This window comes from Pseudomonas sp. GW822-FHT04H02 (genome assembly GCF_058800645.1).
The window spans coordinates 1,415,381-1,441,218 of the sequence record NZ_JBXAMM010000001.1 but is presented as its reverse complement, the minus strand read 5'-3'; the positions used below and the strand labels follow the sequence as shown (position 1 = coordinate 1,441,218).

General features: G+C 63.7%; 19 protein-coding genes. 8 read left to right on the top strand and 11 right to left on the bottom strand.

Features of this window, described 5'->3' with window-relative positions; all coding sequences use genetic code 11:
- Positions 1 to 10: 10 nt before the first annotated feature.
- Positions 11 to 370 carry a response regulator gene (locus tag AC1RMG_RS06450; RefSeq protein ID WP_011061535.1) on the bottom strand — a complete coding sequence of 120 codons (360 nt, stop codon included), beginning with the start codon at positions 368 to 370 and terminating at the stop codon, positions 11 to 13.
- 256 nt (positions 371 to 626) lie between these two features.
- Here AC1RMG_RS06450 and AC1RMG_RS06445 point away from each other — a divergent pair, with 256 nt between their 5' ends.
- From AC1RMG_RS06445 to AC1RMG_RS06425, 5 genes are all read left to right on the top strand, one after another.
- Positions 627 to 4,121, top strand: coding sequence for a response regulator (locus AC1RMG_RS06445; RefSeq protein WP_493168727.1), 3,495 nt, complete (start codon positions 627 to 629; stop codon positions 4,119 to 4,121).
- Positions 4,121 to 4,936, top strand: a complete 816-nt coding sequence (locus AC1RMG_RS06440) for a CheR family methyltransferase (RefSeq protein WP_011061533.1) — start codon at positions 4,121 to 4,123, stop codon at positions 4,934 to 4,936. The genes AC1RMG_RS06445 and AC1RMG_RS06440 overlap by 1 nt, the downstream gene beginning before the upstream one ends.
- Positions 4,933 to 5,541, top strand: coding sequence for a chemotaxis protein CheB (locus AC1RMG_RS06435; protein WP_011061532.1), 609 nt, complete (start codon positions 4,933 to 4,935; stop codon positions 5,539 to 5,541). The genes AC1RMG_RS06440 and AC1RMG_RS06435 overlap by 4 nt, the downstream gene beginning before the upstream one ends.
- The gene (locus AC1RMG_RS06430; RefSeq protein WP_011061531.1) at positions 5,531 to 6,712 is read left to right on the top strand and encodes a hybrid sensor histidine kinase/response regulator; all 1,182 of its coding nucleotides are present in this window, start codon (positions 5,531 to 5,533) and stop codon (positions 6,710 to 6,712) included. The genes AC1RMG_RS06435 and AC1RMG_RS06430 overlap by 11 nt, the downstream gene beginning before the upstream one ends.
- Positions 6,713 to 6,812: 100 nt before the next feature.
- A complete protein-coding gene (locus AC1RMG_RS06425; RefSeq protein ID WP_011061530.1) occupies positions 6,813 to 7,190 on the top strand; it encodes a response regulator in 378 nt (125 codons plus the stop codon).
- A 10-nt stretch (positions 7,191 to 7,200) separates the two neighbouring features.
- Here the strand turns inward: AC1RMG_RS06425 and AC1RMG_RS06420 are convergent, their stop codons facing one another.
- The 8 genes from AC1RMG_RS06420 to AC1RMG_RS06385 all read right to left on the bottom strand — a co-directional run bounded on the left by AC1RMG_RS06420 (position 7,201) and on the right by AC1RMG_RS06385 (position 19,624).
- A complete protein-coding gene (locus tag AC1RMG_RS06420; RefSeq protein ID WP_493168725.1) occupies positions 7,201 to 8,871 on the bottom strand; it encodes an ATP-binding protein in 1,671 nt (556 codons plus the stop codon).
- A complete protein-coding gene (locus AC1RMG_RS06415; RefSeq protein ID WP_015635782.1) occupies positions 8,868 to 10,370 on the bottom strand; it encodes an ATPase domain-containing protein in 1,503 nt (500 codons plus the stop codon). Before AC1RMG_RS06415 ends, AC1RMG_RS06420 begins: the two co-directional genes overlap by 4 nt.
- A gap of 367 nt (positions 10,371 to 10,737) precedes the next feature.
- A complete protein-coding gene (locus AC1RMG_RS06410; protein ID WP_401332589.1) occupies positions 10,738 to 11,793 on the bottom strand; it encodes a tetratricopeptide repeat protein in 1,056 nt (351 codons plus the stop codon).
- A gap of 74 nt (positions 11,794 to 11,867) precedes the next feature.
- Entirely contained in the window at positions 11,868 to 12,767 is a 900-nt protein-coding gene (locus AC1RMG_RS06405; protein WP_011061526.1) for a bestrophin family protein, read from the bottom strand.
- 324 nt (positions 12,768 to 13,091) lie between these two features.
- On the bottom strand, positions 13,092 to 14,513 hold the full coding sequence (locus tag AC1RMG_RS06400) for an efflux transporter outer membrane subunit (protein WP_493168722.1): 1,422 nt from the start codon (positions 14,511 to 14,513) through the stop codon (positions 13,092 to 13,094).
- Complete coding sequence (locus tag AC1RMG_RS06395) at positions 14,510 to 17,689, bottom strand: efflux RND transporter permease subunit (protein WP_065364158.1); 3,180 nt, start codon at positions 17,687 to 17,689, stop codon at positions 14,510 to 14,512. The genes AC1RMG_RS06400 and AC1RMG_RS06395 overlap by 4 nt, the downstream gene beginning before the upstream one ends.
- A 15-nt stretch (positions 17,690 to 17,704) precedes the next feature.
- Positions 17,705 to 18,952: a multidrug efflux RND transporter periplasmic adaptor subunit MexE gene (mexE, locus tag AC1RMG_RS06390; RefSeq protein WP_493168720.1), complete on the bottom strand. Its 1,248-nt coding sequence runs from the start codon at positions 18,950 to 18,952 to the stop codon at positions 17,705 to 17,707.
- Between the two features lie 282 nt (positions 18,953 to 19,234).
- Positions 19,235 to 19,624, bottom strand: a complete 390-nt coding sequence (locus tag AC1RMG_RS06385; protein WP_019095332.1) for a MerR family transcriptional regulator — start codon at positions 19,622 to 19,624, stop codon at positions 19,235 to 19,237.
- Positions 19,625 to 19,698: 74 nt separating this feature from the next.
- Here AC1RMG_RS06385 and AC1RMG_RS06380 point away from each other — a divergent pair, with 74 nt between their 5' ends.
- The gene (locus tag AC1RMG_RS06380; protein ID WP_161466286.1) at positions 19,699 to 20,769 is read left to right on the top strand and encodes an SDR family oxidoreductase; all 1,071 of its coding nucleotides are present in this window, start codon (positions 19,699 to 19,701) and stop codon (positions 20,767 to 20,769) included.
- A gap of 166 nt (positions 20,770 to 20,935) precedes the next feature.
- On the opposite strand, the gene AC1RMG_RS06375 is transcribed toward AC1RMG_RS06380, so the two are convergent.
- The gene (locus AC1RMG_RS06375) at positions 20,936 to 21,850 is read right to left on the bottom strand and encodes a LysR family transcriptional regulator (protein WP_011061517.1); all 915 of its coding nucleotides are present in this window, start codon (positions 21,848 to 21,850) and stop codon (positions 20,936 to 20,938) included.
- 269 nt (positions 21,851 to 22,119) lie between these two features.
- Here AC1RMG_RS06375 and AC1RMG_RS06370 point away from each other — a divergent pair, with 269 nt between their 5' ends.
- Both AC1RMG_RS06370 and pgm read left to right on the top strand, forming a co-directional pair.
- A complete protein-coding gene (locus AC1RMG_RS06370; RefSeq protein WP_011061516.1) occupies positions 22,120 to 23,142 on the top strand; it encodes a zinc-dependent alcohol dehydrogenase family protein in 1,023 nt (340 codons plus the stop codon).
- Between the two features lie 211 nt (positions 23,143 to 23,353).
- Positions 23,354 to 25,000 (top strand): phosphoglucomutase (alpha-D-glucose-1,6-bisphosphate-dependent), encoded by a 1,647-nt coding sequence (gene pgm / locus AC1RMG_RS06365; RefSeq protein ID WP_011061515.1) that lies wholly within the window; start codon positions 23,354 to 23,356, stop codon positions 24,998 to 25,000.
- A 73-nt stretch (positions 25,001 to 25,073) separates the two neighbouring features.
- On the opposite strand, the gene AC1RMG_RS06360 is transcribed toward pgm, so the two are convergent.
- Positions 25,074 to 25,769, bottom strand: coding sequence for a pirin family protein (locus tag AC1RMG_RS06360; protein ID WP_011061514.1), 696 nt, complete (start codon positions 25,767 to 25,769; stop codon positions 25,074 to 25,076).
- Positions 25,770 to 25,838: the final 69 nt, after the last annotated feature.

The following is a 25,838-nucleotide window of genomic DNA, read 5'->3' as shown; positions in this document are numbered from 1 at the left end:
CTGCCTGGCCTCAGCCGAGAATGCTGCGCACCTTGTCGCGCAGCTGGTCGATGGAGAACGGCTTGCCGATGACCGACATGCCGGCCGGCACCTCGATGGACTCGGCGTAACCACTGGCGAACAGCACCGGCAACTGCGGCCGCAGGGTGCGGGCACGCTCCGCCAGCTCGCGGCCGTTCATCCCGGGCAGGCCGACATCGGTCATCAGCAGGTCGATATGTTGCCCGGCGTCCTCCAGCAGGCTCAGGGCCGCTTCGCTGCCGTCGGCCTCCAGCACGCTGAACTCCAGTTCTTCAAGGACATCGACAATCAGCATGCGCACGATGGCATCGTCTTCGACGACTAGGATGGTGGAGGCGCTGGCGGGCATAGGGACACTCTCAAGAAATGAATTCGGCGGGGCAGTGCGGCAGGCAGCCCTGTGCATCAGTAAGTGCCGGCTTGCCACAAGTTCCCGAAGCTGTACAAAAAAATCCCCTTGTACAAGCGTCGGCAAGAATAACCGCTTCCTTTGTCCCACGGCAGGACAAATCGCAAGCGAGCGCTACCTTGGTTATAAAAAATAGCTGTCCTGGCTGAATGTGGGGCAAACTTCGTTTTTTTTCACCAGCGCCAAGGCCCATCAAATGATTCGTCCGTCCTCGGTTGATGAACAGAGTTTCCGCAAGCTGCTGACCCGCAACATCAGCCTGCCGCTGGGTGTCGGTGTACTCAGCGCGTTTTTTTTCGTGTCCCTGATCACCTACCTGCTCTCGGTGATCCAGTGGGTGCAGCACACTGATCGAGTGATCAACAACCTCAACGAGTCGGCGCGCCTGACCATCGACCTGGAAACCGGCATGCGCGGCTTCCTGATCACTGGCGACGAGCACTTTCTGGACCCCTACGAAGTGGCCAAGCCGCGCATTGTCAGCGAACTGCGCAGCTTGCAGGAGTTGGTGGCGGACAACCCGCAGCAGGTGGACCGGCTCAAGCGCCTGGAAGCCCTGCAGGTGGAGTGGAACAGCTTTGCCCAGGGCATGATCGACCTGCGCCGCCAGAGCGGTGATTACCGCGGGGCGGTGCAGGCCGGGCGTGGCAAGCGCCTGACTGACGAGATCCGCAAGGAATACGACGACGCGGTGGCCATGGAGCAGCAGTTGCGTCTGGAGCGTAACGAGAGCGTTACCCGCACCACCATTTTCAGCGTGGTGCTGTACCTGCTGTTCGTGGTAGGCATCAGCGCGCTGCTGGCCTACATCGGCCGTCGTGACCTGCTGGCACTGTCCAAGAGCTACAGCGACAACCTCGAAGCCCAGGAAAAGAGCGCCCGGCGCCTGGAACAGCAGGCCTGGCTGCGCAACGGCCAGACCGAACTGGCCGAGCAGATGCTCGGCCAGCTGAGCCTTAATTTGCTGGGGCGCAACATCCTGCAATTCTGCGCTCAGTACCTGGGCACACCGGTGGCGGCGCTCTATGTGCGTGAGGAGCACGGTGGCCTCAGGCGCGTGGCGTCCTATGGCTTCTCCCGGGAACAGGAAACCCAGGAACAGTCGCTGTACAGTGACGAAGGGCTGGTGGGGCAGGCCGCGCAGCACAAGCGCCTGATCCGTCTGGACGAGGTGCCCGCCGATTACTTCAAGGTCAGCTCCGGCCTGGGCGATGGTTCGCCGCGCAGCGTGCTGGTGGTGCCGACCCGTGACGACGACCGGGTCAACGGGGTGATCGAGCTGGGCTTCCTGCGGGCCTTGAGCGAGCGCGACGTCGAGCTGCTGGAACTGATTGCCGGCAATATCGGCACCTCCATCGAGGCCGCGCGTTATCGCCAGCGCCTGCAGGAAGTGCTGGCCGAGACCCAGCAGCTCAATGAAGAGCTGCAAGTGCAGCAAGAAGAGCTCAAGACCGCCAACGAGGAGCTGGAAGAGCAGTCGCGGATCCTCAAGGAATCCCAGGTGCACCTGGAAACCCAGCAGGTGGAGCTGGAGCAGACCAACGAGCAACTGGCGGAGCAGGCGCAGATCCTGGCCGATCAGCGCGACGCCATGGACCGCAAGAACAACGAGCTCAACGAGGCCCAGACCCAGCTCGAGGAGCGCGCCGAAGAGTTGCAGCGCTCCAGCAAGTACAAGTCCGAGTTCCTTGCCAACATGTCCCACGAGCTGCGCACGCCGCTCAACAGTTCGCTGATCCTGGCCAAGCTGCTGGCGGAAAACCCCCAGGAAAACCTCAGCCCCGAGCAGGTCAAGTTCGCCGAGTCGATCTATTCCGCGGGCAATGACCTGCTGAACCTGATCAACGACATCCTCGACATCTCCAAGGTCGAGGCCGGCAAGCTCGAAGTGCGCCCGGAGAACGCCAGCGTGCCGCGCCTGGTGGACGGGCTGCGCAGCCTGTTCCAGCCGCTGACCCAGGACAAGGGCCTGGAATTCAAGGTGGAGCTGCAACCGGGAGCGCCGCAGATGCTGTTCACCGACCGCCAGCGGGTCGAGCAGATTCTCAAGAACCTGCTGTCCAATGCGGTCAAGTTCACCGAGAAGGGCCAGGTGAGCCTCACGGTGTCCGCTCAGCCGGGGGCCGGTATCGCCTTTGCCGTGCAGGATTCGGGGATCGGCATTGCCCAGGATCAGCAGCAAAGCATCTTCGAGGCCTTCCGCCAGGCCGACGGCACCACCAACCGGCGTTATGGCGGCACCGGCCTGGGGCTGTCGATCTCCCGGGATCTGGCGACCCTGCTCGGCGGCTCCATCAGCGTCAGCAGCGAACCCGGCCGCGGCAGTATCTTCACCCTGGTGCTGCCGGAGCAGTACCAGGAGGCCGCCGAGCCGCTGGTGGCGCCGCCGGCCCCAGTCGCGCCCGTGGCCGCGCCTCAGCCTGCCAGCCTGCCGCAGCCGGTGGCCGAGGCCCCGGGGGCGGACATTCCGCGCTTCGCCGATGACCGCGACAAGGCGCCGTTCAGCAGTCGTTGCATCCTGGTGGTGGAAGACGAGGCGAACTTTGCCCACATCCTCTTCGACCTGGCCCACGAGCTGGGTTACCACTGCCTGGTGGCCCACGGCGCTGACGAAGGCTACAGCCTGGCTGCCCAGTTCATCCCGGACGCCATCCTGCTGGACATGCGCCTGCCGGACCACTCCGGCCTGACCGTGTTGCAGCGCCTCAAGGAGAACGCCCAGACCCGGCACATCCCGGTGCACGTGATTTCGGTGGAAGACCGGGTGGAAGCGGCCATGCACATGGGCGCCGTGGGTTATGCGGTCAAGCCCACCACCCGCGAGGAGCTCAAGGATGTCTTCGCCCGCCTGGAAGCCAAGCTGACGCAGAAGGTCAAGCGCGTGCTGCTGGTGGAGGACGACGACCTGCAACGCGACAGCATTGCCCGGTTGATCGGCGACGATGACATCGAGATCACCGCCGTGGGCCTGGCCCAGGATGCCCTGGACCTGCTGCGCGAGAACGTCTACGACTGCATGGTCATCGACCTCAAGCTGCCGGACATGCTCGGCAACGACTTGCTCAAGCGCATGTCCACCGAGGATATCTGCTCCTTCCCGCCGGTGATCGTCTACACCGGGCGCAACCTGACCCGGGATGAAGAGGCCGAGCTGCGCAAGTATTCGCGCTCGATCATCATCAAGGGCGCGCGCTCGCCGGAGCGCCTGCTGGATGAAGTGACGCTTTTTCTGCACAAAGTCGAATCCCAGCTGTCCCATGAACGGCAGAAGATGCTCAAGACCGCCCGCAGCCGCGACAAGGTCTTCGAGGGCCGCAAGATCCTCCTGGTGGATGATGACGTGCGCAACATCTTTGCCCTGACCAGCGCCCTGGAACACAAGGGCGCGGTAGTGGTGATCGGCCGTAACGGCCATGAAGCCATTGCCAGGCTCAATGAGGTCGAGGATATCGACCTGGTGCTGATGGACGTGATGATGCCGGAGATGGACGGTTTCGAAGCCACGGTGCAGATCCGCAAGGATCCGCGCTGGCGCAAGCTGCCGATCATCGCGGTCACCGCCAAGGCCATGAAGGATGACCAGGAGCGCTGCCTGCAGGCCGGCTCCAACGATTACCTGGCCAAGCCCATTGACCTGGACCGGCTGTTTTCCCTTATCCGTGTGTGGCTACCCAAGATGGAAAGAATTTAGTGGAGCGTAATACCGAGATCGAACTGCGTTTGCTGATCGAAGCTATTTACCTCAAGTACAGCTACGACTTCCGCGACTACTCAGGTGCCTCGATCAAGCGCCGGGTCAACCACGCTTTGCGCCAGTTCGAATGCAAGACCATTTCTGCGTTGCAGGAGCGGGTGCTGCACGACCCCACCGCGTTCATGCAGTTGCTGCAGTTCCTGACCATTCCGGTGAGCGAGATGTTTCGCGACCCGTCGCACTTTCTGGCGATCCGCCAGGAGGTGGTGCCGCTGCTCAAGACCTATCCTTCGATCAAGATCTGGATCGCCGGCTGCAGCACCGGGGAGGAGGTCTACTCCATGGCCATCCTGCTGCGCGAAGAGGGGCTGCTGGAGCGCACCATCATCTATGCCACCGACATCAACCCCAGCTCCCTGGAGAAGGCCAAGCAAGGCATCTTTTCCCTGGAGAACGTGCGGGCCTACACCCACAACTACCAGCAGGCCGGCGGCCAGCGCTCCTTTGCCGACTACTACACCGCGGCCTACGACTACGCGATCTTCGACAAGAGCCTGCGCGAGAACGTGACCTTCGCCGATCACAGCCTGGCGACCGACAGTGTATTTTCTGAAACTCAATTAATTTCTTGTCGTAACGTATTGATTTATTTCAATAAAAAATTGCAGGATCGTGCCTTCGGACTGTTTCACGAGTCCCTCTGCCATCGTGGTTTCCTGGTGCTGGGCAGCAAGGAAACCCTGGACTTCTCCGCCTATGGCAAGCACTTCGAGCCCTTGGTCAAACAAGAACGGATCTATCGCAAGACATGAGCCAGGAGATTGTCAGCCAGGGTTTCTGGCCGCAGATCGAGGCGATCGTGGTAGGGGCCTCTGCGGGTGGGGTCGAAGCCTTGCTGAAGCTGTTCAGCGGTTTCGCCCAGGGTTTCCGCCTGCCGGTGATCGTGGTCCTGCACCTGCCCGACGAGCGCCGCAGCCAGCTGGCCGAAGTCTTCGACCGGCGTCTGGCGCTGGCGGTGAAGGAAGCCGACGACAAGGAGCAGATCGTGCCTGGCACCCTGTACTTCGCCGCGCCCGGCTATCACCTGTCGGTGGAGCAGGACCGCAGCCTGTCCCTGAGCCAGGAAGAACGCCTGCATCACTCACGCCCGGCCATCGACTACCTGTTCGAGTCCGCCGCCGATGCCTATGGCCGGAACCTGGCCGCGGTGCTCCTGACCGGGGCCAACCAGGATGGCGCCCGCGGCCTGGCCGAGGTCAAGCGCCAGGGTGGCCTGACCATCGTCCAGGACCCCAATGAGGCCCATGTCTCGACCATGCCGGACGCCGCCCTGGCCCTGCATCAACCGGACTACATTCTCCCTTTGCGCGGCATCAGCCGTCTGCTTGCCGAGCTGGAAGGAACCCATGTTAAGTAATATTCAAGCCAAGCTGCTGATCGTCGACGATCTGCCGGAGAACCTGCTGGCCCTGGAGGCGCTGATCAAGCGCGAGGACCGTACGGTGTACAAGGCGCTGTCGGCCGACGAAGCCTTGTCGCTGCTGCTCCAGCATGAGTTCGCCATGGCTATCCTCGATGTGCAGATGCCCGGCATGAACGGCTTCGAGCTGGCCGAGCTGATGCGCGGCACCGAGAAGACCAAGAACATTCCCATCGTCTTCGTCAGCGCCGCCGGGCGCGAGCTCAACTACGCCTTCAAGGGCTACGAGAGCGGGGCGGTGGACTTTCTGCACAAGCCCCTGGACATCCACGCGGTGAAGAGCAAGGTCAACGTATTCGTCGACCTGTACCGCCAGAGCAAGGCCATGAAGCAGCAGGTGGAGGCCCTGGAGCAGAGCCGGCGCGAGCAGGAAGCGCTGCTCCAGAAGCTCCAGGCCACCCAGAACGAGCTGGAGCAGGCGGTGCGCATGCGCGATGACTTCATGTCCATCGTCGCCCACGAAGTGCGCACGCCGCTCAATGGCCTGATTCTCGAGACCCAGCTGCGCAAGATGCACCTGGCCCGGGAGAACGCCGCGGCCTTCAGCCTGGACAAGATGCACGCCATGGTCGACCGCGACGAGCGCCAGATCAAAAGCCTGATCCGCCTGATCGAGGACATGCTGGACATCTCGCGCATCCGTACCGGCAAGCTGTCGATCCGCCCCTCGCGGTTCGATCTGGCGCAGCTGGTGCGCGGGCTGGTGGAAAACTTCGCGCCTCAGGTGGAAGCGGCGCAGTCGTCCCTGAGCCTGCAGGCCGAGCAGCCCCTGGAGGGCAACTGGGACGAGTTCCGCATCGAACAGGTGGTTTCCAACCTGCTGACCAACGCCCTGCGCTACGGCGCCAAGAGCCCGATCGAAGTGCGGGTCTATGCCCAGGACGGCGAGGCTCGGGTCGAGGTGCGTGACCACGGCATCGGTATCAGCGAAGACAACCAGAAGCGCATTTTTCAGCAGTTCGAACGGGTCAGTGCCAACCACGTGGCGGCGGGGCTGGGCCTGGGGCTGTTCATTTCCGAGCAGATCGTCACCGCCCATGGTGGTGCCATCAGTGTCGAGAGCCGGATCGGCGAGGGCGCGCTGTTTCGCGTGAGCCTGCCCCTGTAGAGGCCCGTTGGCCGGTGAATCATTAAAAGCGTAACGCGCACGCAACCTCTGCGTGACCCAATGGTCGTAACAGCAGCAATTGACCGAGCAAAGGTTTTCCATGAGTGAAGATGCACAAGACGTCGTACTGATCGTCGAAGATGAACCAGTGATCCTGATGCTTCTGGCCGACTACCTGTCGGGCCTGGGATACCGGGTGCTGCAGGCCGAGAATGGCGAGCAGGCGTTCGAGATTCTCGCCAGCAAGCCGCACCTGGACGTGATGATCACCGATTACCGCCTGCCGGGCGGGATCACCGGGGTGATGATCGCCGAGCCCGCCGTGAAGCTGCGTCCGGATCTGAAGGTGATTTTCATCAGCGGCTACCCCAACGAAATCCTCGAATGCGGCAGCCCCATCACCCGCAAGGCGCCGATCCTGGCCAAGCCCTTCGACCTCAACAGCCTGCAGGAACAGATCCAGCAATTGCTGGCTTGAAGCCCGGCTATCAGTCGCGGATCATTTCCCGCACCTTGGCGGTCAGCAGGTCGAAGGTGAACGGCTTGGTGATCAGTTGCATGCCGGGTTCGAGAAAGCCACCACGGGCCGCCGCGTGCTCGGCGTAGCCGGTGATGAACAGGACTTTGAGCTCCGGGCGGATCTGCCGCCCGATTTCCGCCAGTTGCCGGCCATTCATGCCCGGCAGCCCGACATCGCTGATCAGCAGGTCGATGCGCTGCGCCGAGTCGAGGATCGGCATGGCGCTGCGGGCATCGCCGGCTTCGACAAAGGCGTAGCCCAGTTCGCTGAGCACCGCACAGACCAGCACCCGCACCGCCGGGTCGTCCTCGACGATCAGCACGGTTTCACCGTTCTGCGCATTGGGCGGTTGTTGCACCAGAGGGTGTTCGGCCTGCTCCAGGTCGCCGACAAAACGCGGCAGGTACAGGCTGACCTCGGTACCTCGGCCCAGGGTGCTGTTGAGGGTCACATGGCCGCGGGACTGCTTGCTGAAGCCGTAGATCATCGACAGCCCCAGCCCTGTGCCCTGGCCGATGGGCTTGGTGGTGAAGAATGGATCGAACACGCGGTTGATGATCGCCTCGGGCATGCCGCAGCCGTTGTCGCTGACTCGCAGCAGCACGTAGTCCCCCGGCTTGAGGTTGTCGTGGGCCTGGGCGAAGTCCGGGGCCAGGCGCTGGTTGAGGGTTTCCACCAGCAGCCGGCCGCCGTTGGGCATGGCGTCCCGGGCGTTGAGCACCAGGTTGAGCAGGGCGCTTTCCAGTTGGTTGGGGTCGGCTTCGGCCACCCATAGCTGCGGGTCCAGGCGCATGTCCAGCTCGATGCTTTCGCTGAGGCTGCGTTGCAGCAGCTCGCCCATGGAGGTCACCAGGGCGTTCATCTCCACCGGCTTGGAGTCCAGCGACTGGCGCCTGGAGAAGGCCAGCAGGCGGTGGGTCAGGCCGGCGGCGCGGTTGGCCGAGGTCACCCCCAGGTCGATCAGGCTGTCCAGGTCCTCGGTGCGGCCCCGGGCCAGGCGCCGGCGCAACAGCTCCAGGCTGCCGATGATGCCGGTGAGCATGTTGTTGAAGTCGTGGGCGATGCCGCCGGTGAGTTGCCCCACGGCCTCCATCTTCTGTGACTGGCGCAGGGCTTCTTCGTTGTGCCGCAGTTGTGCGGTGCGTTCTTCCACCTGCTGTTCCAGGGTCTCCAGGGTGCGTTGCAGGCGCAGTTCGCTCTGGCTCAGGTCGATCAGCCGGTCGCGGGCGTCGTACTGCCGGCGCCTGCCCCGCAGGGCGGCGCTGACCAGGCTGATCAGGGTCGCCGGGTGGAAGGGCCGTTCCAGAAAGCTGACGTTGCCCAGGGGCTCGCTGAAGCGCGATGCCGGGTTCTGCTCGGGGCCGCCGTGCTGGGTCAGCAGCACGATGGGCAGGTCCGACCACGCCGGTTGCTGTTCCAGGTGGCGCAGCAGGGGCTCCAGGTCGACCCCGCGCAAGGCTTCGGCGGCGATGATCACCAGCCCGGCGCCATGCTCCAGCTGCTCGCACAGGGCGGGCAGGTGCGGGGTGATCAGGCTGCTGAAGCCGGCCTCCTTGAGCATAATCTGCGCCAGTTGGCTGTCACGCCCGTGGGGCGTGAGCACCAGAGCCCGTTCGGAAAAGTCCAGGTCGGGGCTCATTGGCCCTCATCCCTGAGCAGGGGTTTGCTCTCGCCCAGGTAGGTAGGTACGCCCCGCAGCACGCCCTGGAAGGCTTCCAGGGGCTCGCCTATGGTCAGGCCACGAGCGCTGATGCGGTATTCACGAATGGTCGACTCGTGGCTGCCGGTGCGTTTCTTGATGATGGAAATGGCCCGGCGCACCTTACCCAGGGCCTCGAAGTAACGCAGCAAGATCACGGTGTCGGCCAGGTAGGTGATGTCCACCGGGGCCTGCATGTCGCCCACCAGGCCATGCTGGGCCACGGTCATGAAAGTGGCGGCGCCCTGGCGGTTGAGGTACAGCAGCAATTCGTGCATGTGCAGCACCAGGGCATTTTCCTCGGGCATCGCTGCCTGGTAGCCGTTGATGCTGTCGATCACCACGGTCTTGATCCGCTCCTGGTCGACGCAGCGTCGCACCCGGTAGGACAGCTCCCCCGGCGAGAGCTCGGCGGCGTCCACCTGTTCGATGATCAGGTTGCCGCTGGCCTGCAGCGCCTTGAGGTCGATGCCCATGTTGCGCATGCGCTCGAACAGCAGCCCCAGCTCCTCATCGAAGATGAACAGCGCGGCTTTCTCTCCCCTGGCTACGGCGGCCGCGGCGAAGATCATCGAGATCAGCGATTTGCCGGTGCCGGCGGGGCCGAGGATCAGGGTGCTGGAGCCGGTCTCGATGCCGCCCCCCAGCAGCGCGTCCATCTCGGTGATGCCGCTGGTCAGGGTCAGGCGCTGGTATTGACCGCGGTGCTCGGCGGCCACCAGGCGCGGAAACACCTGGACCCCGTCGCCCATGATGGTGAAGTCATGGAAGCCGCCGCGGTACTTCTGGCCCCGGTATTTCACCACCCGGATGCGCCGGCGTTCGGCGCCGTAGCTGGGGGTCAGTTCTTCCAGGCGGATCACCCCGTGGGCCACGCTGTGCACGGTCTTGTCCAGGGATTCGGTGGTCAGGTCGTCCAGCAGCAGGACGGTGGCGTCATAGCGCACGAAGTAGTGCTTGATCGCCAGGATCTGCCGCCGGTAGCGCAGGGAGCTTTGCGCCAGCAGGCGGATTTCCGAAAGGCTGTCGAGCACCACCCGGGTCGGCTTGACCCGCTCCACCACTTCGAAGATCTGCCGCGTGGCTTCCCCCAGCTCCAGGTCCGAGGAGTACAGCAGGCTTTGCTGGTGCTCGGCGTTGAGCAGGCTTTCCGGCGGGATCAGCTCGAAGATGTGGATGTTCTCATCCAGTTGCCAGCCGTGGGATTGCGCGCCCTGGCGCAACTCGCGCTCGGTTTCCGAGAGGGTGATGTACAGGCAGCGCTCGCCGGCGGCGGCGCCGGCCCGCAGAAAATGCAAGGCCACGGTGGTCTTGCCGGTACCGGGTTCGCCTTCCAGCAGGAACACATGGCTACGTGACAATCCGCCGGAGAGGATATCGTCCAGGCCTTCGATGCCGGTGGCGGCTTTTTCGCTGAGCAACGCAGATGAGGTCGACAAACAATGCCCTCGCAAATAGGTCCAAGTGATCGGCGACGGCGTCGAGCACCTTGATATCGCTGATAAATCACTTGACCGCCTGCCGCTGGCACGGTTCAACCTTTTGTCGCCGTGGAGCCGCTGCTGAGCACAGCAGGCGCAGGGGGGGCAAGGGTGCCAAAGGTTCGGCTGGGGATTGCCAGGCAAGGCCCTGCGGGCCTTTTCGCAGCCTCGCAGGCTCGGCAGCGGCTACAGGTTTTGTGCTGGCTCTTGTAGCCGCTGGCGCAGGCTGCGAACGGCTTGGGCGGCATTCCGACGCAGCAGGCGCGGGGGGCTCAAGGGCGCCAAAGGTTCGGCTGGGGATCGCGAGGCAAGGCCCGGGGGGCGGCTACAGGCCCTGCTGCAGGGCCGGGTCGTCGGGGTTCTGCTGTTCCAGCTGGGCCAGCAGGACCTGGACGTTCTGCAACTGGCCGCTTTCCTTCCAGTAGCTGATCAGCAGCACCCGCGCCTTGCGGTTGTAGGGCTGGCGCTGGACGATTTCCTCCAGTTGCTTCTGCGCCGCTTCCAGCTCCTGTTCGCTGTGCAGGGTGGTGGCCAGGTCGTAGCGGTAGGCGGCGTTGTTAGGCTCCAGTTCCACCGCCCGGGACAAGCCGAGCAGGGCGAACTCGCCCTGGCCATGGTGCAGCAGCCAGAGCCCCAGGGCATGTTGCAGGTAGGCCGAATCCTGCTGTGCCTGCAACTGCTTGGCCAGCAATTGGCGGGCGGCATCGCTCTGGCCCTGCTTGTCCAGCACTTCGATCTGCAGCACCACTGCCTGCAGGTTGTCCGGGGCCAGGCGCAGGGCCTGTTCCAGGGTCTGCTGGGCCTTGATCAGGTCGGCATTGTGCAGGTACAGGCGAGCCAGCTGGTACTGGGCCTCGACGTTGTCGCCGCGGGTCTTGAGCACTTGGGTGTATTCGTCGATCACCTGCTGCAACGGGCCGAAGTACAGGCCCTGGTCGTCGGGGCTCAGGCCCAGCAGGGCGTCCACCGCGGCGAAGCGCACGCTCTGTTCGTGATCGTCCAGCAATGGCCCCAGCAGCAGGCTGCGCTGGCCGCTGGGCACCAGGCCGAGCACGCTCTTGATCGCCGCTTTGCGCACATCGGCAGAAGGGTGATAGAGGTCGGCGTCCGCCAGTTTCAATGCCTGGGGGCTGGGGTAGTTGGCCAGCACTGCCAGCAAGCGGATGCGCTGCTGGTCGTCGAGGTCGGGCCGGCCCAACTGCTGGTAGAGCACGCGCGCCGCGCCAGGCTGGCCATTGCGGGCTTTTTCCAGTGCCGCGCTGTAGCCATGCTTGATGGCCTCGGGAACCTGCGGCGGGCTGCTGCGCAGAAAGCTCCAGGCCAGGGCCAGGACGACGACGGTAAGCAGGCTGATCAGCAGGTAGCGGCGGGGCTGGGACATGCAGGAATCCGGAAGCTGGCGACTTTTGGAAGGCGCAAGCTTCGGTCAGGAACCGGCTTGAGTCAAACCCCGGTTCAGGTCAGCACGTACTCCTGCGGCTCCAGCAGCGGCGGCAGCTCGGTTTGCCCCAGCGCCGCCAGGACTTCGCGCTCCAGGCCGCGCAATAGAGCGCTGCACGGCAGGTCGTTGTCGTCATAGCCGAAAGGGTCTTCGAGGTCGTCGCCGATCTCGTCCAGGCCCAGGAAGGTGTAGCTGACAATGGCGGTGAAGATCGGCGTCAGCCAGCCCAGGGGCTCGGCCATGGCGAACGGCAGGAGGATGCAGAACAGGTAGATGGTGCGGTGCAGCAGCAGGGTGTAGGGGAAGGGCAGCGGGGTGTTCTGGATCCGCTCGCAGGCGGCCTGCACCAGGCTCAGGCTGACCAGCCGGGTTTCCAGTTGGGTGTAGCGCCATTCGCTGATGAGCCCCTGCTGGGCCCACTGCGAGCAGCGCTGGCCAATGCGTTGCAACTGCGCGTCGGTGAGGTTCGGGTGGCCGGGATCGAGGCTGGCCTGGGCCCAGGGGCGCAGGGCGGCGGCCTCGTCTTCATGGCGCAGGCGGGCGATCAGGCTGTGGGCAAAGCCGCACAGGTCGCGCAGCATGCCCTCGCGCTCGGGGTGGCCGTCGATGATCAGGCTTTCACGGATCAGCGAACGCACCTCGATGATCAACTGCCCCAATTGCTTGCGGCCTTCCCACCAGCGGTCGTAGCAGGCGTTGTTGCGAAAGCTCATGAAGATCGACAGCGACAGCCCCAGCAGGGTGAAGGGTGTGGCGTTGACCTTGGAGAAATAGCTCGGTTGCAGGGTTTCCACCAGCACGATCACCGAGGCCAGCAGTGTGACCAGTACGCAGCGCAGGGCAATGCGCTTGGCAATCGAGCCCTTGAGGGCGAAGAGGATGCCGATCAGGTTCGGCTTGGGGCGGACAATCATGGGGGGCTGAGGCCAGGGCGATTACGCGGCGAGTGAAGAGTAGGAGCGCGCTGTGGGGCTGTCCAATCGCAATGGCCAACCGCATGATCGACGGCCTCTATCAATGGGATTGGGGTGGGCGGTGTTCTGGCGGGCGCCTTCGCTGGCAAGCCAGCTCCTACCGGGGCCATGCGTTTGGGGCCATGCGTTGCGCGGGCTCTTGTAGGAGCCGGCTTGCCGGCGAAGAGGCCCTTGAGCCGGGCAAAAAAAAGCCCCGCGACCGAATGATCCACGGGGCCAAACATTGGTTGGTTGCGGCCAACCAAAGGAGCTCGTTGCAAATCCTTACTTGCTGGCTACCGTCTCCGGTTGCCAGCCACCACCCAGGGCCTTGTAGATGGCGACGATGCCGCGGTACAGGTCGACTTCGGCCTGGGCCTGGGAGTCTTCGGCGGCCAGGCGTTCACGCTGGGCATCGAGCAGCACCAGGAAGTCCACGGTGCCTTCGCGGTAGCGAATCTCGGCCAGGTTCGCGGCGGCGCGGCTGGATTCGCTCTGGCGAATCAGGGAGATCAGCCGTTGCTGGCGCTTGCCGTAGTCGCTGAAGGCGTTTTCCGATTCCTCCAGGGCCAGCAGCACCTGCTGCTCGTAGCTGGCCAGGGCGCCGTCGGCATTGGCGTCGGCGCCGCGCAGGCGGGCTCGCACACTGCCCAGGTCGAAGGCCGCCCAGGTGATGCTCGGGCCCAGGGCCCAGGCATTGGCCGCCGAGGAGCCGATCTGCGAACCGCGCCCGGCAGTGAAGCCGAGGAAGCCGCTGAGGCTGACCCGTGGGAACAGGTCGGCCTTGGCCACGCCGATGCGCGCGGTGGCCGCTGCCAGCTTGCGTTCGGCGCTGAGAATGTCCGGCCGGCGTTGCAGCAGCTCGCCCGGGTCGCCAATCGGCAGGGCCTTGGCAATGGCCGGCAGCTGCGCCGGCGACAGGTCGACGCTGAGCTTGTCCGGGCGTTCACCCAGCAGGGTGGCGATGCGGTTGCGCTGGCGGGTCTGCTCGGCCTGCAACTGCGGCACGCTGGCTTCCACCGAAGCCAGGCGGGCGTCGGCGCGGACCACATCGAGCTGGTCGCCGACCCCGGCGTCGCGCAGGCTTTCGGTGATCTTGCGCGACTCCTGCTGGTTGTCCAGGTTGGCCAGGGCGATCTTTTCCCGCAGCTGTGCGCCGCGCAACTGGCCGTAGGCGTCCACCAGCTCGGCGATCATGGTCACCTGCAGTTGGTAGAGGTCGGCCTCGGCGGCCTGCTGGTCGGCGTCGGTGGCTTCCAGGTTGCGCTGGATGCGGCCGAACAGGTCCAGCTCCCAGGCCATGTCCAGGCCCAGGTCGTAGCGCTCGCTGTTCACTCGCTTGGTGGTCTGGCCGGGGATCTGCCCCTTGGCCAGGTCGCTGCTGGCGCGGCTGGTGATGGTGGGCATGGCGTCATTGCTGGCGTCATCGCGAATCGCCCGGGCGGCCCGCAGGCGGGCGAAGGCCACCCGCAGTTCACGGTTGCCCTGCAACGATTTGCTCACCAGCTGGTTGAGAGTCGGGTCATCGAACTGCTGCCACCAGATGCCTTCGAAGCGTGCGCGGTCGAAGTTCTTCTGGCCCGCAGCGCCATCGGTGGCGGCGCTGATGTGCGCCGCCTCGGTGGTTGGGCTCTGGTAGTCCGGACCGACGGCGCAGGCACCGAGGGCCAGCACCAGCAGGCTCGGCAGGAAGACTTTGGAACTCATTGTTGCGCCTCCAGTTGCAGAGCACGGGCGGCTTTGCGCGCCTCGCTGCGCTCCACGTAGTTGCGGATCAGTACATAGAACACCGGAGTCAGCAGCAGGCCGAAGAAGGTCACCCCGAGCATCCCGGAGAACACCGCGACACCCATGGCATGACGCATTTCCGCACCGGCGCCGCTGGAGATCACCAGGGGCACCACGCCCATGATGAAGGCGAAGGAGGTCATCAGGATCGGCCGCAGACGCAGGCGGCAGGCTTCCAGCACCGCGGCCAGCGGGTCCAGGCCTTCCTCTTGCTTGTCCTTGGCGAACTCGACGATCAGGATCGCGTTCTTGCAGGCCAGGCCCACCAGAACGATCAGGCCGATCTGGGTGAAGATGTTGTTGTCGCCCCCGGAGACGATCACCCCGGTAATGGCCGACAGCAGGGTCATGGGCACGATCAGGATCACCGCCAGTGGCAGGCTCCAGCTTTCGTACTGAGCGGCCAGCACCAGGAAGGCCAGCAGCACGCAGAGCGGGAAGACGAACAGCGCGGTGTTACCGGCCAGGATCTGCTGGTAGGTCAGCTCGGTCCATTCGTAGGTCATGCCGTTGGGCAGTTCTTCCTTGAGCAGTTTCTCGATCGCCGCTTCCGCTTGCCCGGAGCTGTAGCCCGGGGCCGCTGCGCCGTTGATTTCCGCGGTGACGAAGCCGTTGTAGTGCATCACGCGGTCGGGACCTGCGGTGTCGCTGACCTTGATGAAGGTGGCCAGGGGGATCATCTCGCCCTTGTTGTTGCGCACTTTCAGCTGGCCGATCTGCTCGGGCTCGAGACGGAACTGCTGCTCGGCCTGGACGTTGACCTGGTAGGTGCGGCCAAAGCGGTTGAAGTCGTTGGCATACAGCGAACCCAGGTAGATCTGCAGGGTGTCGAAGATGTCGGAGATCGCCACGCCGTGGGTCTTGGCCTTTTCCCGGTCGATGGCAGCATCCACCTGGGGCACGTTGACCTGGTAGCTGGTGAACAGCCCGGCCAGTTCCGGCACGCTGCGGCTCTTGGTGATGACGTTCTGCACTTCCTTGTACAGCTCGTCGTAGCCCAGGCCGCTGCGGTCCTCCACCTGCAGGCGGAAGCCGCCGATGGTTCCCAGGCCCTGTACCGGCGGCGGTGGGAAGATCGCCATGTAGGCGTCCTGGATATCCGCGTACTTGCCGTTCAGGGCACCGGCGATGGCACCGGCGGACATGCTCGGGTCCTTGCGCTCATCGAAGGGCTTCAAGGTGACGAAGACGATGCCGTTGTTCGGGCTGTTGGTGAAGCCGTTGATCGACAGGCCGGGGAAGGCCACCGCGCTTTCCACGCCGGGCTGCTTCAGGGCGATGTCGGACATGCGCTTGATCACGTCTTCGGTGCGGTCCAGGCTGGCGGCGTCCGGCAGTTGGGCGAAGGCCACCAGGTACTGCTTGTCCTGGGCCGGGACGAAACCGGTCGGGGTGTGGGCGAAGCCGAACCAGGTCAGCACCATCAGGCCTGCATAGAGGAACAGGGCGATGCCGCTGCCGCGGATGACCCGGCGCACGGTGCCGACATAACCATGGCTGGCGCGATCGAAGAAGCGGTTGAAGGGTTTGAACAGCCAGCCCCCCAGCAGCTTGTCGAGGATCTTCGAGAAACGGTCCTTGGGCGCGTGGTGTTCCTTGAGCAATACCGCGGCCAGGGCCGGCGACAGGGTCAGGGAGTTGAAGGCCGAGATCACCGTGGAGATGGCGATGGTCAGGGCGAACTGCTTGTAGAACTGCCCGGTCAGGCCACTGATGAAGGCTGCCGGTACGAACACCGCGCACAGCACCAGGGCGGTGGCGATGATCGGGCCGGTCACTTCACGCATGGCGCGCTTGGTGGCCTCCACCGGGTTCAGGCCCAGGCCGATGTTACGTTCGACGTTCTCCACCACCACGATGGCGTCGTCCACCACGATGCCGATGGCCAGCACCAGGCCGAACAGCGACAGGGCATTGAGCGAGAAACCGAACAGGTGCATCACCGCGAAGGTGCCGATCAGCGACACCGGTACGGCCACCAGCGGGATGATCGAGGCACGCCAGGTCTGCAGGAACAGGATCACCACCAGCACTACCAGGATCAGGGCTTCGAACAGGGTGTGCACCACGGCCTCGATGGAGCCGCGGACGAAGATGGTCGGGTCGTAGACGATGCTGAAGTCCATGCCCTGCGGGAAGCTCTGCTTGAGTTCGGCCATCTTGGCCCGCACTTCATTGGAGATCTCGATGGCGTTGGAGCCCGGACGCTGGAAGATCGGGATCGCCACCGCCGGCTGGTTGTTGAGCAGGGAACGCAAAGCGTACTGGCTCGACCCCAGCTCGATGCGGGCGATGTCCTTCAGGCGGGTGATCTCACCGTCCTCACCGGAGCGGATGATGATGTTCTCGAACTCTTCCTCGGTGACCAGGCGGCCCTGGGTGTTGACCGACAGCTGGAAGCTGGTGGCGCTGGGCGCAGGCGGCGCGCCCAGGGCACCGGCGGCGACCTGGCGGTTCTGTTCACGGATGGCGGTGACCACGTCGGTGGCGGTCAGGTTGCGCGAAGCGGTCTTGTTCGGATCCAGCCAGACCCGCAGCGAGTAGTCGCCCATGCCGAACAGCTGCACGTCCCCCACGCCACCCAGGCGCGCCAGCTCATCCTTGATGTTGAGCAGGGCGTAGTTGGACAGGTAGAGCATGTCGTAGCGTTTGTCCGGCGAGGTCAGGTGGACCACCATGGTCAGGTCCGGAGAGGCCTTGTCCACGGTGATACCGATGCGCGTCACTTCTTCGGGCAGCTTGGGCTGGGTGCGGGTCACGCGGTTCTGGACCTGCACCTGGGCGTTGTCCAGGTCGGTGCCCAGGGCGAAGGTGATGGTCAGGGTGATCTTGCCGTCAGCGGTGGATTGCGAGGACATGTAGAGCATGTTCTCGACCCCGGTGATCGCCTGTTCCAGGGGCGCGGCCACGGTTTCACCGATGACTTTCGGGTTGGCCCCCGGGAAGTTGGCGCGCACCACCACGGTGGGCGGCACCACTTCCGGGTATTCGCTGATGGGCAACTGGAACAGCGAGATGGCGCCGGCGATCAGGATCAGCAGCGACAGCACCGCGGCGAAGATCGGCCTTGAAATGAAGAACTGGGAAAAATTCATCTTGAGAGTCGTCCCTTAACCGCGCGGTGTCGTAGCGGCGAGTTTCACAGCCGGAGCCGCCTTGGCAGGGGTGACCTGCGGCAGGTTGCTGGCTTCCAGTGCTTGGCGTTGTTGGGCCAGGGCGGCGAGGGTTTCCTTGCTGGCCATGGGGATCACTTCAGGCGTGACCGGTGCGCCGGGACGTGCCCGCTGCAAGCCCTTGACGATGATGGTGTCGTCCTTGCTCAGACCGTTGCGCACGATGCGCAGGCCTTCGATCTTCGGCCCCAGTTCCACGGCGCGGTAGGCCGGCTTGTTGTCGGCGTCCATCACCAGCACGAACTTCTTGCCCAGGTCGGTGCCCACGGCTTCGTCGTTGATCAGCATCGCCGAGTAGGTGCCACTGCCCACCAGTTTCAGGCGCGCATAGAGGCCCGGGGTGTAGCTGCCGTCGCTGTTGTCGAACACCGCGCGGCCACGGATGGTGCCAGTCTTGGGGTTGACCTGGTTGTCGACGAAGTTCATCTGCCCCAGGTGCGGGTGGCCTTCTTCATTGGACAGGCCCAGGTACACCGGGGTGGTCTGGCCGCGCTGGCCCTGGCGGGCGAGCTGGGTGTACTTGAGGTACACGCGCTCGTCGGCGTCGAAGTAGGCGTAGACCTTGTCGGTGGAGACCAGGCTGGTGAGCGGGGTGACATCGGCGGTCACCAGGTTGCCGGCGGTGATCTGCGCGCGGCTGACCCGGCCGCTGATGGGCGCCACTACCCGGGTGAAGCTCAGGTTGAGCTTGGCCACGTCCAACTGGGCCTGGATCGCATCGACCCCGGCCCGGGCTTCCTGGGCGGCGCTGGTGCGGGTGTCGGCCAGCTCGGCGGAAATCGCGTTGCTGGTCAGCAGGCGCTGGCCGCGCTGGGCTTCGTTGGCACTGCGGGTCGCGGTGGCCCGAGCCTGTTGCAGCTGGGCTTCGAGGCGGCGTACTTCAGCCTGGAAAGGCCGTGGGTCGATCTGGAACAGCAGGTCGCCTTTCTTCACCAGGGCGCCTTCGGTGAAGGCCACCTGATCGATCTGGCCCGAGACCCGAGGCCGGATCTCGACGGTTTCCGGGGCTTCCAGGCGCCCGGTGAATTCATCCCATTCGTTGACCGGCTGTTCCAGCACCTTGGCCACGCTGACTTTGGCAGCGGGCGGGGCGGAGGCGGTCTCAGGGGCTTTGCCGCACGCGCTCATCACCAGCACGGCGAGAACGGCGAGTGGAAAACGTAGGAGTTTGACTGACTGGTCCATGGTGCATCCGCCACTGTATTTGAGATGGGCGGATGATGCTCGGCAGGGTTGTATCTCACGAATCGAATGAAGCGAAGGTAACTATCATTCGGAATGATATAAGCGCCAAGCAAGCCCTCTAGCATGCACCTTTCGTTAGGCTGCTATCAATTCCCTGGCGTGCAATTAGTTATTGCGGCTGACGCAACATTGGCTGTTGTCGCAGGTGCCGGCTGGCTGGCCATCGTAGCCCCGTGCGTCGAGGTCCATGGTCTGCCAGCTCAGTTCGTAGTGCATTTCCAATCAGATGGAAGAACTGTTGAGTTGCTGAAGCTCAAGTTGCCTGGCGGCACTGGCTTCGAGGTTTGCACGCTCTTGATCCAGGTACCGATAAATGCTTTGGAGGTTGGCGATTTTCTGTTCGATCTCTGCCATTTTTCTTTCAATGAGCTTGGCGCCGTCCGCACAATCGATCATCTGGTTGCGCTGCGCCTCCAGAATCTCGCCTATCTCCCCCAGGGAAAAGCCCATGCTTTGCGCGCGCTGGATAAAGTCCAGGTCCTGCAGCGTTTGTGCTGTGTAAACGCGGTAGTTGTTAGTTCGCCGCTGCGGTGAGATCAGGCCGATTTGCTCGTAGTAACGCAGCGTATGGCGGCTGGCGCCGCTCCGGGCCTCGATTTCGCCAATTTTCATGAAAACACCGCTTGACCATAGAGTTGGGTCGATAGTTTACGTTTGGTTCCTTACCTTGAACAAGGAACAGGGAAATGAGCGTGGAGTGCTTTGTCACCGGGGGTACCGGCTTCATCGGTCAACATTTGCTGGCATGCCTGAGCGCAAAAGGCCACACCGTCGGGGTGTTGATGCGTCGCCCAGAGCGACTGGCTGAATTGCGGGAGCAAGTCGTCAATTTGGGAGGAGACGCAAGCCGGGTATTTGCCGTGGCCGGCGATCTGGAGCGGGATAACCTAGGGCTGAGTCCTGCTGACCGGGAAGTGCTAAGGCACGCCAGAGTCGTATTCCACCTGGGCGCACACTTCGCCTGGGGGCTGTCATTGGAGCAGTCTCGTGCGGTGAATGTCGAAGGGGCAAAGCGGGTGGCGCTGTTGGCGGCAGAGCAAAACAGCCGGTTAGTGATGATCGGCGGCTACATGCTGAAAAACCATGAGAATCTGCAACGCATCGGCATCGATCCTCGTTATCCGCGGCGGACGAACTGGCCTGCCGTCTACCGCCATGTCGGTGGTTACGAGGCGAGCAAGCTGGAGGCGCATTTTGCGACCTTGGAGCTCATGTCCGCCAAGGGCGGGGAGATCACCGTTGTCCACCCCGCGACGGTTTGTGGCCACAGCCGCACGGGGCATATCCTTGACGGCCAGCCACTGGTGGAGCTGATCCGCAACCTTGTGCTGGGAAAACTGACGGCAGTGCCCGGTACCGCCCAGCACTGGCTGCCACTGGTTACCGTGGATTACCTGGTTGAGCTGGTGGCGGCTTGTGCTTTTGATCCCGCCATGGCGGGTGAGGAGCTGCTGGCGCTGGATGCGCAAACTCCCAATTTGCGAGAACTCCTGGTCCAGGTGGCGCAACCTTTGGGCTTAAAGCCTCCCAGGCATCATATCTCGCTCCGATTGCTGAAGTGGCTGCTGAGCATTCCTCTCGTGGCGCGGTTCATGAATACAAAACCCGAAGCCTTGGACTTTATCCAGACCACTCGATTTGATACCGCGGCCGTCGAGCAATTTGCCAACAGGCATGGGCTAGCCAAGCCGGATATCCGTCAGGCCTTGCGGCACACGGCAACGTTCGTCAACGCATGTTTCATAGCCAAGGGCTAGCCGCTGACTTCTTCCTTGGGGGCATCCCTTTCAAGCAGCCAGGGTTTGCCCCCACTTATGCCCCCGAATACTTCGCAAGCCAGCGGAACCTGACGGAAAGCTACAGACCGAATTAGTCGCTAAAGGACTCTTTTCAGAAGAATCTATGGATGCCTGTGGCACTTGATCAAAGACTGTCTGGATCGCCAAAGAACATCTGAATTCTTGAGCGCAACCAACGCTCGCCCGGATCGTTGTCCTGTGAACCGCGCCAGGCCATGTGCAGTTCGAAGCTGCGTACTGGCAGCGGCGGGTCTTCGGCGCGTACGCCGCCGGCGGCGGTGAGGGCGTCGGCGGTGTAGTCGGGCACGGTGGCAAGGATGTCGGTGCCGGCCAGCAGGGTGCTCAGGCCGTTGAATTGCGGTACGGCGAGCACGACGTGGCGCTTGCGTCCGAGCTTCTCCAGCTCCTCATCGATGAACCCGCTCAGGTCCCCGGCGAACGACACCAGGGCGTGGGGGCGGGCGCAGAAGTCGTCCAGGGTCAGGGGGCCGGGCACGGTGTCGGCCCGCAGCAGTTTGGGCAGGCTGCGGCGCAGGACCTTGCGCTTGGCGTTGGCCGGCAGGTCGGCGGTGTAGCTGACGCCGATGGAGATTTCGCCGGAGGCCAGCAGCGCGGGCATCAGCAGGTAGTTGGCGCGGCGCACCACCAGCACGATGCCCGGGGCTTCGGCGCGCAGGCGTTTGAGCAGCATCGGCAGCAGGGCGAATTCCACGTCGTCGGAAAGACCGATACGGAACACGGCGGTGCTGGTGGCCGGGTCGAATTCGGCGGCGCGGCTGACGGCGGTGGAGATCGAATCCAGGGCCGGCGAGAGCAGGGCGAAGATTTCCACTGCCCGGGCCGAGGGCTCCATGCTGCGCCCGGTACGCACGAACAGCGGATCGTCGAACAGGTTGCGCAGGCGCGACAGGGCTGCACTGATGGCCGGCTGGCCGAGGAACAGCTTCTCGGCGGCGCGGGTCACACTGCGTTCGTGCATCAGTGTTTCGAATACGATCAACAGATTCAGGTCGACACGACGCAGGTCATTACGATTCATCTGGAGTCCTGGCAGAGTCAGCGAGCTTGACGGGAGCGACCATATCGGAACAATGGCCGGCGTGAATCTTACGGGGAAAGGCTGGTACTCTGCATCGGCTAAATGTTGTTTGTTTGTAGCCGGGCAAGGTTCGAGCACGCTGTACGCCCCGATTTTCAAGGGCACGAAATCAATGCCAGGCATGTCGACTATTAATAGGCACTGATAGTCTTGCTTGCAAAGCCCGGATAAAGTTCGCGGCATTAGAGGTTAATTTGACGAGGTTTGCGATGTCCCGCACGATTCGTTTTCACAAGTTTGGACCGGCCGAGGTGCTCAAATGCGAAGAGCATGCGGCCTCGTTGCCTGCGCCAGGCGAAGTGCAGGTACGAGTCGAAGCCATCGGTATCAGCTGGTATGACGTGCTCTGGCGGCAGAACCTGGCGTCGTCCCATGCGCGCCTGCCCTCGGGCCTCGGGCACGAAATGGCCGGTGTGGTCACGGCCGTGGGCGAGGGCGTCGACGACCTGGCGGTAGGTGACAAGGTGGCGAGTTTTCCCGCCGAAAGCCCCAACGATTACCCGGTGTATGGCGAGCTGATCGTCCTGCCGCGTTCGGCCCTGACCCGTTATCCCGATGTTCTCAGCCCGATCGAGGCTGCTGTTCATTACACGCCGCTGCTGATCGCCTATTTCGCCTACGCCGACCTGGCGCGGGTCAAGCCGGGGCAGTTTGCCCTGGTCACGGACGCCAGCCATTGCGCCGGGCCGTCCTTTGTCCAGTTGGGCAAGGCCCTGGGTGTGCGGGTGATTGCCGCCACCAAGACCGCTGAAGAGCGTGAATACCTGCTGTCCCTGGGTGCCGAGAAGGTGATTGTCACCGAGGAACAGGACCTGTTGATGCAGATCAACAAGCTCACCGACAACCGCGGTGTCGACGTGGTGTTCGACGGCCTGGGCGGCCCGCAGATGTCCATGCTCGGCGATGTCCTGGCGCCCCGTGGCAGCCTGGTGCTCTATGGCCTGCAAGGCGGCAACCAGACGCCGTTCCCGGCCTGCGCGGCGTTCCAGAAGAACATCCAGTTCTTCGTCCATTGCATCGGCAACTTCACTGGCAAGCCGGAGTTGGGAATTGTCCAGGATCAGGTCGCGCTGCAGCGTGCGTTGCGCGACATCAACCAGCTCACCGCGGACCGGGTGCTGCTCCCCCTGAAGACCCGGGTATTCGCGTTCAACGAGTTTGTCGAGGCGCACCGCTACATGGATGAATGCCCATGCCGCGAACGGGTCGCGCTTCAGGTCGAACCGGTCTGATCCCAACGCCAGGCAAAGCCTGGCGTTTTTTATTGCCTCGATTTGCCGGCCCTTGCGCCGGCTTTTTAGTTTTTCCCCTGGGAGTCATTTTGCCGGCAAGCCGGCTACTGCATAAAAGGGCCGGGGCGCCGGGATAGATTCCATCGCGCTGCGGTCAAACTGCCAGTAAACTGCGGCCCATTTCCGAACCATCCTTTTCCAGAGGTTTTGCATGACTCTCAGTCCTTTTGCGGGCAAACCGGCACCGGCTGAATTGTTGGTCGACATCCCGCGACTGGTTACGGCTTATTACACCGGTCAGCCTGATGCATCGGTGTCTACCCAGCGTGTGGCCTTCGGCACCTCCGGGCACCGTGGCAGCTCGTTCGATCTGAGTTTCAACGAATGGCATGTGCTGGCCATCAGCCAGGCCATTTGCCTGTACCGCGAATCCCAGGGCATCGACGGCCCGCTGTTTGTCGGCATCGACACCCATGCCCTGTCGACCCCGGCCGGGGCCAGCGCCCTGGAAGTGCTGGCGGCCAATGGCGTGACCGTGATGATTGCTGCCGGCGACGAGTACACCCCGACCCCAGCGGTGTCCCACGCCATCCTCTGCTACAACCGTGGGCGTACATCGGGCCTGGCGGACGGCATCGTCATCACCCCGTCCCATAACCCGCCACAAAGCGGCGGCTACAAGTACAACCCCACCAACGGCGGCCCGGCCGACACCCACATCACCAAGTGGATCGAAGCCAAGGCCAATGAACTGCTGGCAGCCAAGCTGGCCGGGGTCAAGCGCATCAGTTACGAACAGGCGCTGAAGGCCGATACCACCCATCGCCACGATTACCTCAACACCTACGTCGCCGACCTGATCAATGTCATCGACCTGGACGCCATCCGCAACGCCAAGCTGCGCCTGGGCGTGGATCCGCTGGGCGGAGCAGGGGTGCGCTACTGGTCGGCGATCGCCGAGCACTACCGCCTGGACCTGGAGGTGGTGAACAAGCAAGTGGACGCCACTTTCCGCTTCATGTCGGTGGATTGGGACGGGCAGATCCGCATGGACCCGTCCTCCAGCTACGCCATGCAGGGCCTGATCGGCCTCAAGGAACGCTTCGACGTGGCCTTCGCCTGCGACCCCGATCACGATCGCCACGGCATCGTCACCCCGAGCGGCGGCCTGCTGGCGCCGAACAACTACCTGGCGGTGTCCATCGATTACCTGTTCCAGAATCGCCCGCAATGGCGCGCTGATGCCGCGGTGGGCAAGACCGTGGTCAGCAGCGGCCTGATCGACCGGGTCGCTGCACGCCTGGGCCGCCGTCTGTATGAAGTGCCGGTGGGCTTCAAGTGGTTTGCCGATGGCCTGTTCGACGGCTCACTGGGCTTTGGCGGCGAAGAAAGCGCCGGTGCCTCTTTCCTGCGCCGTGACGGTGGCGTCTGGAGCACCGACAAGGACGGCCTGATCCCGTCCCTGCTGGCGGCGGAAATGACCGCGCGTACCGGTCGCGATCCGAGCCAGGCCTACCGCGCCCTGTGCGACGAGCTGGGTGAGCCGTTCTCGGTCCGCGTCGATGCCAAGGCCAACCCGCAGCAGAAGGCCCTGCTCAGCAAGCTGTCGCCACAGCAGGTGACTTCGACCCAACTGGCCGGCGAGCCGATCCAGCAGATCCTCAGCCATGCACCGGGCAACGACCAGGCCATTGGCGGCCTGAAAGTCATGACGGAGAACGGCTGGTTCGCCGCACGCCCGTCGGGTACTGAAGACATCTACAAGATCTACGCTGAAAGCTTCATCGGCGACGACCACCTCAAGCAGCTGGTGCAGGAAGCCCAGACCCTGGTGGACACCGCCATCAGCGGCAACTGACCGGCGCTCCGGGCCCGTCAGGCAAAAAAAGGGGCGACCATCACGGTCGCCCCTTTTTATTGGCCGCTGTATTTCACGCCAGATCCACCAGCACGATCTCGCTGTCCTGCAGGGCCGTCACCCGCAGCACCGGCTCATTCTCAACCGCGACGCCGTCTCGAGCTTCGGCGCGCAAGCCGTTGACTTCAATCGCGCCGGTCGCCGGAACCAGGTAAGCCCGGCGCCCGTCGTCCAGGTGATACTCGGCCGTTTCCCCGGCCTTCAGGTTGGCCGCCACCAGCCGCGCATCGGCGCGAATCCGCAGGCTTTCCTCATCGCCAGCCTTGCCACTGGCCAGGGTCACGAAACCTTCACGCTGGCCCTTGGGAAAAGGCTTGGCACCCCAGGAAGGCGCGGAGCCTGCCTGGTTGGGGATGATCCAGATCTGGAAGATCTTGGTTGGCGTGGCTTCCAGGTTGTACTCGCTGTGGGCGATCCCGGTGCCGGCGCTCATCACCTGCACATCACCGGCTTCGGTGCGGCCCTTGTTGCCCAGGTTGTCCTGGTGGCTGATGGCCCCTTCGCGAACGTAGGTGATGATTTCCATGTCCCGGTGCGGGTGCTGGGGGAAACCGGTGCCAGGGGCGATCACATCATCGTTCCAGACCCGCAGGTTGCCCCAGTGCATGCGCTTGGGGTCATGGTACTCGGCGAAGGAAAAATGGTGGTGGGCATCCAGCCAGCCGTGGTGCGCGCCGCCCAGGGAGCTGAAAGGTCTGAGTTCAAGCATGATCTTCTCCTCATTAAGGGCTCGTCATGGCACGTTGTACCCGGGCCAGAAAACGATAACCGTTGGTTG

Bases quoted from the DNA above. Each gene is read 5' to 3' on its own strand.
- AC1RMG_RS06400 (WP_493168722.1), bottom strand. From the start codon at position 14,513: ATGAGTTCCAAAGTCTTCCTGCCGAGCCTGCTGGTGCTGGCCCTCGGT.
- AC1RMG_RS06360 (WP_011061514.1), bottom strand. From the start codon at position 25,769: ATGCTTGAACTCAGACCTTTCAGCTCCCTGGGCGGCGCGCACCACGGC.
- AC1RMG_RS06375 (WP_011061517.1), bottom strand. From the start codon at position 21,850: ATGAATCGTAATGACCTGCGTCGTGTCGACCTGAATCTGTTGATCGTA.
- pgm (WP_011061515.1), top strand. From the start codon at position 23,354: ATGACTCTCAGTCCTTTTGCGGGCAAACCGGCACCGGCTGAATTGTTG.
- AC1RMG_RS06395 (WP_065364158.1), bottom strand. From the start codon at position 17,689: ATGAATTTTTCCCAGTTCTTCATTTCAAGGCCGATCTTCGCCGCGGTG.
- AC1RMG_RS06420 (WP_493168725.1), bottom strand. From the start codon at position 8,871: ATGAGCCCCGACCTGGACTTTTCCGAACGGGCTCTGGTGCTCACGCCC.
- AC1RMG_RS06430 (WP_011061531.1), top strand. From the start codon at position 5,531: ATGTTAAGTAATATTCAAGCCAAGCTGCTGATCGTCGACGATCTGCCG.
- AC1RMG_RS06410 (WP_401332589.1), bottom strand. From the start codon at position 11,793: ATGTCCCAGCCCCGCCGCTACCTGCTGATCAGCCTGCTTACCGTCGTC.
- AC1RMG_RS06425 (WP_011061530.1), top strand. From the start codon at position 6,813: ATGAGTGAAGATGCACAAGACGTCGTACTGATCGTCGAAGATGAACCA.
- AC1RMG_RS06435 (WP_011061532.1), top strand. From the start codon at position 4,933: ATGAGCCAGGAGATTGTCAGCCAGGGTTTCTGGCCGCAGATCGAGGCG.
- AC1RMG_RS06445 (WP_493168727.1), top strand. From the start codon at position 627: ATGATTCGTCCGTCCTCGGTTGATGAACAGAGTTTCCGCAAGCTGCTG.
- mexE (WP_493168720.1), bottom strand. From the start codon at position 18,952: ATGGACCAGTCAGTCAAACTCCTACGTTTTCCACTCGCCGTTCTCGCC.
- AC1RMG_RS06405 (WP_011061526.1), bottom strand. From the start codon at position 12,767: ATGATTGTCCGCCCCAAGCCGAACCTGATCGGCATCCTCTTCGCCCTC.
- AC1RMG_RS06380 (WP_161466286.1), top strand. From the start codon at position 19,699: ATGAGCGTGGAGTGCTTTGTCACCGGGGGTACCGGCTTCATCGGTCAA.
- AC1RMG_RS06370 (WP_011061516.1), top strand. From the start codon at position 22,120: ATGTCCCGCACGATTCGTTTTCACAAGTTTGGACCGGCCGAGGTGCTC.
- AC1RMG_RS06450 (WP_011061535.1), bottom strand. From the start codon at position 370: ATGCCCGCCAGCGCCTCCACCATCCTAGTCGTCGAAGACGATGCCATC.
- AC1RMG_RS06385 (WP_019095332.1), bottom strand. From the start codon at position 19,624: ATGAAAATTGGCGAAATCGAGGCCCGGAGCGGCGCCAGCCGCCATACG.